At 29.9% G+C, this 12,574-nt stretch carries 10 protein-coding genes and 1 pseudogene; all 11 read left to right on the top strand.

What is annotated here, in order from left to right:
* The first annotated feature begins 95 nt into the window (after positions 1-95).
* Positions 96-680 (top strand): chemotaxis protein CheD, encoded by a 585-nt coding sequence (locus JOC47_RS03725; RefSeq protein ID WP_204700633.1) that lies wholly within the window; start codon positions 96-98, stop codon positions 678-680.
* Positions 681-713: 33 nt separating this feature from the next.
* Entirely contained in the window at positions 714-1,025 is a 312-nt protein-coding gene (locus tag JOC47_RS03720) for an STAS domain-containing protein (protein WP_204700632.1), read from the top strand.
* A 63-nt stretch (positions 1,026-1,088) separates the two neighbouring features.
* Positions 1,089-3,404, top strand: a complete 2,316-nt coding sequence (locus tag JOC47_RS03715; protein WP_204700631.1) for an MASE3 domain-containing protein — start codon at positions 1,089-1,091, stop codon at positions 3,402-3,404.
* A gap of 194 nt (positions 3,405-3,598) precedes the next feature.
* Positions 3,599-5,446, top strand: coding sequence for a hypothetical protein (locus JOC47_RS03710; RefSeq protein WP_204700630.1), 1,848 nt, complete (start codon positions 3,599-3,601; stop codon positions 5,444-5,446).
* Positions 5,447-5,459: 13 nt separating this feature from the next.
* The gene (locus JOC47_RS03705; RefSeq protein WP_204700629.1) at positions 5,460-5,759 is read left to right on the top strand and encodes an STAS domain-containing protein; all 300 of its coding nucleotides are present in this window, start codon (positions 5,460-5,462) and stop codon (positions 5,757-5,759) included.
* Positions 5,752-6,135 carry a response regulator gene (locus tag JOC47_RS03700; RefSeq protein WP_204700628.1) on the top strand — a complete coding sequence of 128 codons (384 nt, stop codon included), beginning with the start codon at positions 5,752-5,754 and terminating at the stop codon, positions 6,133-6,135. Before JOC47_RS03705 ends, JOC47_RS03700 begins: the two co-directional genes overlap by 8 nt.
* 12 nt (positions 6,136-6,147) lie before the next feature.
* The gene (locus JOC47_RS03695) at positions 6,148-8,235 is read left to right on the top strand and encodes a chemotaxis protein CheA (protein WP_204700627.1); all 2,088 of its coding nucleotides are present in this window, start codon (positions 6,148-6,150) and stop codon (positions 8,233-8,235) included.
* Between the two features lie 47 nt (positions 8,236-8,282).
* Positions 8,283-8,861, top strand: coding sequence for a chemotaxis protein CheW (locus JOC47_RS03690; protein WP_204700626.1), 579 nt, complete (start codon positions 8,283-8,285; stop codon positions 8,859-8,861).
* Positions 8,862-8,897: 36 nt separating this feature from the next.
* The gene (locus tag JOC47_RS03685; protein ID WP_338035311.1) at positions 8,898-9,719 is read left to right on the top strand and encodes a CheR family methyltransferase; all 822 of its coding nucleotides are present in this window, start codon (positions 8,898-8,900) and stop codon (positions 9,717-9,719) included.
* A 3-nt stretch (positions 9,720-9,722) separates the two neighbouring features.
* On the top strand, positions 9,723-11,786 hold the full coding sequence (locus JOC47_RS03680; protein ID WP_239550900.1) for a methyl-accepting chemotaxis protein: 2,064 nt from the start codon (positions 9,723-9,725) through the stop codon (positions 11,784-11,786).
* 189 nt (positions 11,787-11,975) lie between these two features.
* A pseudogene (locus JOC47_RS16020) lies at positions 11,976-12,347 on the top strand (CZB domain-containing protein); the annotation flags it as partial.
* Between the last annotated feature and the right edge of the window lie 227 nt (positions 12,348-12,574).

Here is a 12,574-nt window from a genome sequence, read left to right as displayed (position 1 = left end):
TAAAAAAATACATATTTTTGTAGAAAAAGAAAAAGTATTGTTTTATTAATCTTTGCTATTATGATATAATTTATTTAAAGATGGTGAAATTAATTATGAAAAAAACCTTTAGTCACAAATTTAATAAGCGAGTAGTAGAAATATTTGCTGGAGAATACTACACTACTGATCAATCAAATGTAATTTTATCAACTTTACTTGGCTCTTGTGTAGCAGTATGCATGGTTGATCAATATCATGGTATTGCAGGTATTAATCACATTATGATCTCTAAAAGTGCTGACCCCAAGCAAATGTTATTAAGTCAAGATTCCCGCTATGGGATTCATGCTATGGAATTATTGATTAATAATATGTTAAAAAAGGGGGCGAGTAGAAGAGAATTGAAAGCTAAAGTTTTTGGAGGAGGTAAAGTACTTAATAATAATGAAACTGACATAGCTTATGCTAATGTTGATTTTGCAGTTTCATATTTGGAAAATGAAGGGATTCCCATTTTAGCTCGTGATACAGGTGGACATGGGGGGAGGAAGATATTTTTTTTTCCTAAAGATTTTAGTGTTTACTTGAGAAGAATTAATATGAAAAGTGCTTTAGAAAAAACAAAAGAGCAAGAACGAAAGCACTTTAATCAACAGAAGAAAGAAGATAAAGCTGGCGAATTAACTTTATTTGAATAATTTTGCTATTTTAAAATGATAGGAGGAATTAAAATGGAAATTAGAAATAAAACTCAAGAAAAGGTTACAGTAGTAGCAGATAAAAAGATTGATATTACTAATTCTCAAAAATTGAAGGAAGAATTATTGGATTTAATTCAGCAAGGTTATACAGAAATTACTATTGATTTTAACAGAGTGGAAAGTGTTGATAGCTCAGGTCTAGGTAAATTATTATTAATTCATAAACGTTTGAAAGAAAAGAACGGTGCTTTAAAAATAATTAATTTAAATAATGAGTATGTTAAGAAAATGTTCTCTATGATTCACTTAAATAAAGTATTAGATATTGAAGGAATAGAATAAATATATTAGGGTCTGGTCTATATCAGACCTTTTTTCTATCCTAGATTTTAAGGGGTAATGTTTATGACAAAAATTAATAAAAAAATAATAAAAATTATGGGCGTAGGGGCTTTAATTGCTTTGCTTCTTTGTATTGTTTTAAAAAATAGTTTTTTCTACCATGCCTTATTAGAATTAATAGGTATTGTAATAGCAGTTAATATGTTTATTATTGCTATTCGTGGTTATCGCATTTCACGTCATGATTATTTTACTTTTTTAGGTATCAGTTATGGTGTTGTAGCTTTATTTGATTTATTACATTTTTTAAGTTACCCTCAAATTAATATTTTAGCAGATAATAACTTTACTGTAGCTTCTCAATTATGGTTAGTAGCCCGAAGTATAGAAGGTTTTGCCTTGGTGTTTTCATTTTACTTTTTTAATCAAAAACAGGTTAAGAGATTTAAAACTGTAATTATATATTCTTTAATATCTATTTTTCTAATATTAACAATCATCCGTTGGGATATTTTTCCAGCAGTTTATTCAGAAACAGGAGCAATGACTAATTTTAAGATTATAGCTGAAATTTTGATTATTTCTGCTATAGTTACTGCTGCTGGATTGTTAGTTAAGAAAAGAAAGCTTTTTCATGATTATAATGTTAAATTCCTATTTTTAGCAATGATAATGACTATTGTAGCTGAAATATTTTTTATGAAAAATTTTAAAGCAATAGATGCAATTCATACTGCTGGTCATATATTGAAAGCATTATCATTCTATTTTATTTATTTGTCTATTATTCGTAAACTAACAGAAGAAGTTAATAAATTAAGTCAAGCTGTGGACCAAAGTCCGAGTACTGTGGTGATTACTGATGTTGAGGGGAAAATTGAATATGTAAATCCTAAATTTACCGAAATTACTGGTTATAAGTATGAAGAGGTTAAAGGGGCTAATCCTAGGATTTTAAAATCTGGTTATCATTCTGAAGAATTTTATAAAGATTTATGGAATAGTATTACTGCGGGTGATGAGTGGAGAGATGAATTTTATAATCAAAAAAAGAGTGGTGCTTATTACTGGGAAGATGCTTCTATTTCTCCTATTAAAGATAATGATGGAGATATTAGTCACTTCCTAAAAGTAGGAGAAGATATTAGTGACCGTAAAGAATACGAAAAAGAATTAGAAGAAAAAAGTCAGCAATTAAAAAAAGCTAATGATAAAATCATTGAAGATTTAAATAAAGCTAAAGCATTGCATGAGCAATTTTTACCGACAGGTTTTCCTGAACTAGAAGAAGTAGAATGTGCTACATATTATCAACCAGCTAAAAAGCTGGGCGGTGATTTCTATAATATTTTAAAAATTGATAATTTGTTAATATTTTATATTGTAGATGTAACTGGACATGGTTTGGATGGAGCTATGTTGAATATTTTCATCCGAGGTACAATTGATAGTTTTTTATTATCTCATGCTCCGTTAAATGATAATCAAGCGCCAAGTAAGATCATGGAATTCATCTTACAAGAATTTCAGAAACAAGACTTTCCAGCCGATTATTTTATTTGTTTAGCAGTAGGAGTTTTAAATTTAGAAACTAAAGAATTAAAATTAAATAACGCTGGGATTCAAATTCCACCTATTATTTTATCTAAACAGGGAGAATTAAAAGAGATTAAAGAAGCAGATTTACCTATTTCTGCTGTAATTAATATGGATAAATATAATTTTAATGACCAGACAATGTATTTAGACCCAGGCGACACTTTATTTTTAACTACAGATGGATTAATTGAAGAAAATAATCAAGAGCAAAAATATGGTACTAATCGTTTAGAAAAGAAATTACGTGAAAACCATTATTTAACTCCACAATTGCTGGTCAAAGAGATTGTAAATGATTTTTATGAGTTTAGTGGCAAAAAACAAGGAAAAGATGATATTACTATTTTTTCTTTATACAACAAGCCTGAAATAAAGTTAGAAAAAAGTTGGGAAATAGCGGATAGATTAGATGAGTTCTATATTGCTAAGAAAGAATGTGTTAAGCTGTTAGAAGAGCAGTCGCAACTGGATAGTGACCTTCAACAAGGTATTTTAATTGCTTTTCAAGAGTTAGTAATTAATGCTATTGAACATGGTAATCAATTTGCTCCTAATAAAAAAGTTTATATTAATTTGTTAATTACTGATTATGATTTAAAGTTAACTGTTCGTGATGAGGGAAGTGGTTTTGATTGGGAATCGGCTTTAGAATATGAAGAGTTGAAGTTAGAAGAAGGAACTGAAAGAGGGCGGGGAATTATAATTGCTAATATGATTAGTGATTATTTAACTTATAATCAACAAGGAAATGAAGTGCAACTTATTAAAAAATTAAATTAATTTTTTAATAATTGCGTGGTTATAAACAAAGAATGTACTAATTTTGATAATAATGCAGGTAAAAGTAGAATTTTGTTGAATAAATAAAATTAGTTGTACAATTAAATGTAATGAATTTGATTTTTTGACTGCGATTAATATTTTTTGATATAAATAGATAGGTTCTATTTTGGATATTGCTAGGGGGGGAAGTGATGGAAACGAGTACATCTGATTATGAATTGAATTATGATTTAAAATCACAAATAAATATTTTAGAAACAATGATTGCTAGAACGGAAGAATTTTATGGGTTTATTTCTGATGAACTTCCTAAAATAGAAGCAGAAATTGATGATACGATTGAAGAGACTGAACTTTTGATTAGTTATTTTACTGACGCTGAAGAGAAAGATAATGAGATAACAGAAGGATTTCAAATATTAGAAGTGCTTGAAACTTTAGAAAGTAAAATTAATCGAGTTTATGATTCTTTATCAGCCCGAGAAGATATTTTTAAAGTTTTAGAAAGTTTTGTTAATGATAGTGATAATGAAACTACTGATTTTGGGAAAATACTAACCTTAATTGATGAATTAAGGCAGACTTTAAAAAAGTTAAATAATTTATCAATCAATGCAATTATATTTTCTGTTAAGTCTGACCAAGAAGGTGCTGCATTTCGAGTTATATCTGATGAGATTAATGATTTATCTTCTCAAATTCAAGAAGAATATGAAACAATCAAGGATAAAATTATTAAACTGAAAGATTGGAATGACCAATTTGCTGATGAGTTAGAGCAATTAATTAAGACTGAAACTAGAATATCTAACGAATACCAAGTGGAAATTAAAAAAATATTTTCTGAAGTTTTAGAATCATTACAAACTACTTCAAATATTTTAAAGGATTTTATGGGCCATGTGCAGCAAGCTGTAGAACCAGTTTATGATATTCTTGTCTTAGTCCAAAACCAAGATATAATTAGACAGAATTTAGAGAATTTAATTGAAATATTAACTACTTTAAAAGATGAGTTAAATGATATTAATCTTAAGCAAATGAAGCCTAAAGAAATGTTAGATAGATTAGTGTTCATTATTAATACTACCCAATTATCACAACGTTTAATGGATAATATTTTACAGCAATTAAATGAATCATTATTTGATATTAAGAATAAATTTTTAGAAATGAAAAATGACTTACTAGAAATTGAAGAAGAAGGAGCCCACTTAACTGATTTTTTTGCTGGAACAACTCAAAACGAAAATAGTAAATTAACTAGTGTAGATTTAATTTATCAAGAATTGGTAGAATTTGTGCCAGGATTAATTGAACAATTAGATGAATTAGAAGATAAATATCAAGAGATAATTACAGCTAATGACCAATTTTATGATAATATCGAAGGACTACAGACAGGATTTGCTGAAATTGATAAAATTGCTGATAGGTTTAAAAAAGTAGAAGTATTAGCTAAGATTGAATTTACTAGAGTTAGTAATCAAGATGATTCATTTATTAAAAATATTGAAGAAGCAATTGAAAATTTTATTAATTCTAGTCAAGAAAACCAAAAACTTTATTTTGAATTAAAAGATAAATTGATTGCTGATTATCAAGAATTTGTAGAATTAGCTGAAGCTAATCAAACAGAGATTGAGAATTCGTCAGAAATAATTTCAGATTCTGAGGAGAAGTTATTATTAACTAAAAAAATGGTTAAAGATGCGATTCAAGGGTTGCATGGTTCAGTAGATAATTTGATTTCTGAAATTTTAACTGTCAATCAACAGCTAGATGAAGTACAAAAACTAGAGAATAAAGGAGATACAGTAATTCAGTTTTTAGCTGAATTAGAAGAAGAAAGTATGGCCTTAAAAGAAAAGTATTTAGATAAATTAGGGGAGGAAGAATGGGAAGAAAATAACCAACGTTTAAAATCATTAGAGGAAAAATTCACAAGTTATATAGAAAGAAAAACAGCCCAAGAAGAAATTAATGATTTTGAAGATATTGATACTGGTAGTGAAGGTGGGGAATTAACATTGTTTTAAAAGGAGGGTTAAAATGAGCTATGTAGAATATGACTTACCGGAAGAATTGACAATTTATACAGTATCAGAACTCAAATCTGATTTATTAAATAAAATTGAAGAACTGTCTGGAGAATCAGATTTGCTATTTAACTGTAGTAATTTAGAAGAAATTGATGCTGCGGGAATACAATTGTTATTATCAATAGTTAAGACTTCGCTGCAGGAGAATTTTGATTTGTTTTTAGATGATGTCAGCCCAGAAATAAAAGAAACTTTATCATTAGTAGGTGTTAAAGAATTATTGTTAGAGGAGGCAAATAAGAATGGCTAATAAGAAAATTTTGGTATTGGATGATTCAAAAACGATTCGTTCATCAGTTAAATATACATTAGAAAAAGAAGGATATGAAGTTTTATTAGCAGAGGATGGGAAAGATGGTTTGGAAGTGTTGGAAGAAAATAGTTCTATGTCTGATCGTCCTAAAATGATAATTAGCGATATCAATATGCCGCGGATGGGAGGAATAGAATTTATTGAAGAAGTAAAATCAAATAGTAAGTTTAAGTTCATTCCTGTTTTGGTTTTAACTACAGAATCACAGGATAGAATGAAATCTAAAGGGAAGAAAGCTGGGGCTGCTGGTTGGTTAGTAAAACCATTTAAACCACAGCAATTAATTGATGTAGTTGAAAAATTCGTTAGATAGAGGGGGGAGAATATGTCAGATGATCAGTTGCTCCAAGTGTTTATTGAAGAGGCAAATGATATCTTAACTGATTTAGATACTAATTTAATTGAATTAGAAGACAATCCGCATGACCAAGACTTGATTAATCAAATTTTTCGCTCATTTCATACTTTAAAAGGGAGCGCAAGTTTAACTGGTTTAACTAAAATAGCTGATTTTGTGCATCATGCTGAAGATTTATTGGACCGTGTGAGAAATGGTGAATTAGAAATAAATTCTGACATTATAAATTTATTATTAAAAGTACATGATTTAGTCGAAGACATGGTTAAAGAAGTAACTACCTCTGGTTTTGAAGTAGATAATGGAGAAGTAGAGGAGGTTGAATCATCCTTAAAATATTTTTTAGATCATGATACCCCCTCACAAATTGGAACTCAGGATGAAGCAAGTGAAATTGAAGGAGAACAAATTTATAAAATTAAATTAAAATTCAATCAAGAATTATTCGCTACAGGCACAGATCCAATCATGTTATTAGAGGAGTTAGCAGAGTTAGGTGAAGTTATTGATAGCAATATAAATTTAACTAAAGTTCCTGAAATCTATAATTTAGATCCAGAAAAATGTCATTTAAATATTACAGTGATGTTGAAAACTGAAGAACCACAAGAAGAAATAGAAGAGGTCTTTGTTTTTGTAGAGTTTGATAATGAAATAGAAATTACTAATGTAACAGATCATTTTTCTGATGATTTAGATGTGTCTTTAGCGGACAAGCTAACAGGAGAAATATTAGTAGAACGAGGAATTGTTGATGAAGAAGATATAGAGGAAGCATTGTCGCAGCAACATAAACTTGGTGATTTATTAGAAAAGAGCGGTAAAGTATCTAAAGAACAAGTTAATAAGGTAGTACAAGAACAGCAAAAAAGTAAAGAGGTTAAAGAAAAGAGTACTATTAAAGTTGATACAGATAAGTTAGAAGATTTGATGAACTCTATGGCTGAATTAGTAATTAGTCAATCTAAAGTGCGTGAATTGATTAAAAATAAAGCAGATTTAAGTTCTAATATTGAGATAGATAATGCCCTTGATGAGGTTGATAAAAAAGTGAGAGGGCTGCAGGAAGAAGTAATGAATACGCGAATGATTCCAATCGGTAGTACTTTTATGCGCTTTAAACGTCTGGTTCGTGATTTATCGCAGGAACAAGGTAAAGAAATAAATCTAAAAATCAAAGGTAAAGAGACTGAATTAGATAAAACTGTAATTGAAGAAATTGGTGACCCACTAAAACATATGATCAGGAATTCGATTGACCACGGTATTGAAATGCCTGATGAAAGAGAAATGCAAGGTAAAAGTCGCACTGGGACTATTACTTTAAATGCCTATCATAAAGAGGGTAAAGTAGTGATTGAGATTAAAGATGATGGTCGTGGTCTAAACAAGGACAAAATTTTGGAGAAAGCGCAAGAAAATGGTCTGGTGGAGCCTGACGAAGAATTAAAAGACCGAGAAATTTATCAATTGATTATGGAACCTGGTTTTTCTACTTCTGAAGAGATAACTGAAACTTCAGGTCGGGGAGTAGGAATGGATGTAGTTAAGAGCAATATTGAAAAATTACGTGGTTCAGTTAAAATTTCTAGTGAAGAAGGAGAAGGGACTACTTTTAAGTTAAAGTTACCTTTAACTTTAGCTATTATAGATGGGATGAAGGTTAAAATTGGTGATGAATACTTTATTATACCTTTAAATTCAATTGTAGAATTCATCCAACCATTTGCTCGTCAACTAAAGACGGTAGAAGGTAAAGGGGAAGTTGTTAAGATTAGAGACAAGTATGTTATTTTAAGTCGTTTGAGTAATTTATTAGATGTTGAAGCCGATGTTAGTGATCCAACTGAAGGGATAGTAATTATTGTTCATGATGAAGGTCGTGAAATTTGTTTGTTAGTTGATGAAATTTTGGGCCAACAGCAGGCAGTAATTAAGAGTTTAGAGGATAATTATACTTATGTTGAAGGACTATCAGGGGCAGCTATTTTAGGTGATGGAAATGTAGCTATGATTTTAGATATTGCTACTATTATTAATATGGCATTTCGTTAATCAAATATAATTTGAAATTAAACATTTAAGAGAAAGGAGGAAATAAAATGGAGAAAACTGAAAAGAAAGATAGTACAATGGTAGAAGCTGATGATAATACAGTTAATATTTTAAATCAACAATTAACTAATATTTCTGCTGAAAATCAATTTTTAACTTTTGAAGTTGATAATGAAGAGTATGGAGTAGATGTACTAAAAGTTCAAGAAATAATTCGCTATCGTGAGCCTACTGCTATGCCCAATGCTCCTGAAGTAATTAAGGGAGTGATTAATTTTCGTGGTGAAGTTATTCCAGTTGTGGATTTAAGAAAAAAATTTAATTTAGCTGATAAAGAGTATGACAATTTCACTGTAATTATTGCTTTAGAGGTTAAGGATAAAATTGTAGGAGTTATAGTTGACCAGGTATCAGATATGGTTAGTTTTTCTGATGAAGATATCCAAGAAAATTTAGAGTTTGGATCTCAAGTTGATACTGAGTTTATTAAAGGAATGGCTCGTTTAGATGAACGCTTAATTATTTTGTTATATCTAGAAAAATTATTATCCTTTGAAGAGTTTAAAGCAGTTAATAAAGTTGGTAGTAACTTAGAAAAAGATAGTACTAAAGAAAGTGAAGAATAAATAAAAAGTTATTTTAGTTAAGAAAGTGGGATAACAGTGCAAGAAATTAGTGAGAAAATATTTAACCACATTAGTGATTTGATTTATCAAGAGATAGGCGTTCATTTGCCGCAGAAAAAGAAAGCAATGGTTAATTCAAGATTGAGTAAAAGAATCCGAAAGTTAGGGTTACAGGACTTTGAGGACTATTGTCAATACTTAGAAAATAATAAACAAGAATTACTGCACTTGTTTAATACATTAACTACTAATGTAACTCATTTTTTCAGGGAAAAGCATCATTTTGATTTTTTATGTAATAATGTATTGCCACAAGTGAAGGATGAGAAAGCAGGCAAAAAAGTGCGGGGTTGGAGTGCAGGATGCTCTAGTGGGGAAGAAGCCTATACTCTAGCAATTTTATTATCAGAGTTTTTTAATCAGTCTTGGGATACAAAAATTTTAGCAACTGATATTAATACTGAAGTTTTAAATGCAGCTCAAAAAGGTATTTATCACCAACGTCAAGTGAAGAAAGTTCCGTATGAGTTGTTAACTAAGTATTTTCAATTAGGAACTGGTGAAAATAAAGGATTATTTAAAGTCAAATCCAAATTAAAAAAACTAGTTCAATTCAGACGATCTAATTTAAATCAAAATCAATATCCTATTAAATCAAAATTAGATTTTATTTTCTGCCGCAATGTTTTTATTTATTTTAATGATAAAACTCAAAATAAAATTTTAAATCGTTTTCACAAACATTTAAAGCCAGAAGGATATTTGTTTTTAGGACATTCAGAATCTATTAATACTGAGGAGCGAGAAGGTAAATGGGAATCAGTTTATAAAACTGTGTACCAAAAAAGGAGGCGGTAATATATGTTTAAGAAATTAAGAGACTTAAATTTAGGGGTTAAGATTGGTGGTGGATTTGCTATCTTAATCATAATTGGAGCTATTATGGCCTGGTTAGGCTATTCCAATTTAAATTTAATAGGACATAAAATAGAAATCAGTAATGGGGCAAATGAAATTGATGAATATACAATGAAAGCACGAATTAATGAAGAAGCTTTTATGTTAAATTCTAACCAAGAAAATTTAGAAAAAGCTAATCGAAATTTAGCACAGTTAAAAGAAGCAATTAATAATTTGCAAACAGATATGAATGTAGCTAGTGAAAAAGAAGAAATGAATCAAGTTATGACCTTAGCTACGGAGTATGAACAGGCTTTTAATAAATATGCACAGCAGACTTTTGAACAGCAAGAATATAGAGAAGTATTTGTTAATCGAGAAGAAGAAATTGTTGCTAGTGTAAAAAAATTATTAGAAGACCAACAAGCTGAATTAGACCAGTTAATAGCAAATGGTGCTACTGAAGAAGAGATAGATAAGAAACGTACTAGTATTGAATTAGCTCACCGAATAGTAGAAAATGTAGATGATATCGGTCGTCAAGAAAGAAACTTTATTATTAATATGACTAATGCAGAAAAACAGAAGAAGTATAATCAAGCTACTTTTGATGAATTTGATAGAGCCGAAGAAACTATTGCTAAATTAAAAGCTAATTTGGATGACCAACAAAATATTAATATGGTTGAAACCTTATCTGAAAAACTACAAATAGGGCGAGAAGCTTTTCAAGATATTGTTAATAGTGAAGAAGTTAAAGACAAACAGAAACCAATTATGATAGAAAACGCACATAAACTAGAAGAAAAGGTATTAGAAATTGCTGATAAAAAATCTCAAGAGATTGCTGAGACACAAAATAATGCCGTTAGGAATATCTTAATGGCAGCTATTATAGCAGCAGTAATTGGTATTTTACTTGCAGTAGTGATTACAAGAGCAATTACTAAACCTGTTAATGAAGGTGTGGAGTTTGCTAAAGAAATTGCTGATGGCAACTTTAATATTAGCAATATAGATGTTAATTCAGAAGATGAAATCGGGACTCTTGCCCAGGCTTTAAATAAGATGAAAGGTAAATTAAATAAAGCCTTAAATGAAGTCAGACAATCAGCTATGAATGTTAATAATGCATCTGATGAAATTGCTGAAGGTAATCAAGATTTATCACAGCGAACGCAAGAGCAGGCTTCTTCTTTAGAAGAGGTGTCAGCTACAATTGAAGAAATTACTTCCTCGATTCAAGAGGTAGCTAATAATTCTGACCGAGCTGATGATTTATCTGATGAAACTATGGAAGCAGTGCAGGAAGGTTCAGAAGTAGTAGATGAAACTATGGAGTCTATGGATGAAATTACAACTAGCAGTAAGGAAATAGCAGAAATAATCACAACAGTTAATGATATAGCTTTCCAAACTAATTTGTTAGCTTTAAATGCAGCTGTAGAAGCAGCTAGAGCTGGTGAACATGGTAAAGGATTTGCAGTAGTAGCAGCTGAAGTGAGAAATTTAGCTAGTCGAACTGCTGAATCTGCAGATGAAATAGAAGATTTGATTAGTAAAATTATTGATCAAATTGAAGAGGGTAATGATTTAGTAGAAGAAACTGGAGAAGCATTAGATGAGATTATCGAGAATAGTAAGACAACCTCTGAAGCTATTTCAGAGATTGCAGCGGCAATGGAAGAACAGTCATCTGCTGCTAACCAAATTCAAGGAGCAGTAGAAGAGTTAGATGAAGTAACACAACAGAACTCTTCAATGGTCGAAGAAATAGCAAGTTCTAGTGAAGCCTTAAATGGAGAAGCTAATGACTTAGCATCAGTAGTAAGTAGATTTAAGTTAGGTAATGCTTATCAAGATTATCAGAATAATCAACAGATGAATAATCATTCTTCTAAGCAAAGTTCAAATTCTAATTCTAATTCTAATCCAAGTCCAAATCAATCACAAAAGTCAGATATTAGTGACTTAGAATCCGAAATGGATGATCACTTTGATGAAGATGATTTTGAAAAGTTTTAAACTTTTTAGCGGGCTGTATATACAGCCCGCTATTTAATAATGTGAACCTCCACCCATAAATCATAGATTTGGAAGAGGTTTTCTTGAACTAATTAAGATAAAGAATAGCAATTTTTTATCTTAATTATATTTTTATTAAAAATCAATCTGACTTAGATTAATTTAAGAGTTAATAAAGGAGGTTTAAGCATGAGATTTAATATTCGAACTAAATTATTAAGTGGTTTTGGAATTATTTTATTAATTATGATTGCTATGGGTTTAGGGTCTTATATGATGGTTGATTCTATGGACTCTTATCAAAACCAAGTGAATAATAGTATGGAGCAAGATCAATTTATAGCAGAAAAAGAGATAGACCATCTAATTTGGACTAATAATCTTGCCGATACTGTAATTTCAGGAGCAGAATTTACTGGTGGAGTTGACCCTACTCAATGTAAATTTGGGCAGTGGTATTATGATTTTATTGAATCAGAAGCCTTTGAGCAGATGCCTGATAAAATTAAAACTACAATTCAAAATATGGAAGAGCCGCATACTAAACTTCATAATTCAGCCCAAAAAATTATAGATATCAATAATCAATATGGTACAGATACTAAGCAGGGCCAACGTTTAGCGACTGATGTTTATAATAATCAAACACAAAAGCATCTGGCTCAAGTTCAAGCGAAGTTAGCAGATTATAGAGAGTTTTTAGCTAATGAAAAAGAAATATCAGTCACCCAAGCTAATCAAAAGTTGAATAATACTTATCAGCTTATAATCTTTTTAACTATTGCTGC

Origin of the sequence: Halanaerobacter jeridensis, from assembly GCF_016908315.1 — a bacterium.
GTDB lineage: Bacteria > Bacillota > Halanaerobiia > Halobacteroidales > Halobacteroidaceae > Halanaerobacter > Halanaerobacter jeridensis.
Note: the sequence above shows the minus strand (reverse complement) of the source record. Positions and strands in the feature narration are given on the sequence as shown.

Coding starts and splice junctions, on each gene's coding strand:
- JOC47_RS03690 (WP_204700626.1), top strand. CDS start 8,283: ATGGAGAAAACTGAAAAGAAAGATAGTACAATGGTAGAAGCTGATGAT.
- JOC47_RS03680 (WP_239550900.1), top strand. CDS start 9,723: ATGTTTAAGAAATTAAGAGACTTAAATTTAGGGGTTAAGATTGGTGGT.
- JOC47_RS03715 (WP_204700631.1), top strand. CDS start 1,089: ATGACAAAAATTAATAAAAAAATAATAAAAATTATGGGCGTAGGGGCT.
- JOC47_RS03720 (WP_204700632.1), top strand. CDS start 714: ATGGAAATTAGAAATAAAACTCAAGAAAAGGTTACAGTAGTAGCAGAT.
- JOC47_RS03695 (WP_204700627.1), top strand. CDS start 6,148: ATGTCAGATGATCAGTTGCTCCAAGTGTTTATTGAAGAGGCAAATGAT.
- JOC47_RS03710 (WP_204700630.1), top strand. CDS start 3,599: ATGGAAACGAGTACATCTGATTATGAATTGAATTATGATTTAAAATCA.
- JOC47_RS03705 (WP_204700629.1), top strand. CDS start 5,460: ATGAGCTATGTAGAATATGACTTACCGGAAGAATTGACAATTTATACA.
- JOC47_RS03725 (WP_204700633.1), top strand. CDS start 96: ATGAAAAAAACCTTTAGTCACAAATTTAATAAGCGAGTAGTAGAAATA.
- JOC47_RS03700 (WP_204700628.1), top strand. CDS start 5,752: ATGGCTAATAAGAAAATTTTGGTATTGGATGATTCAAAAACGATTCGT.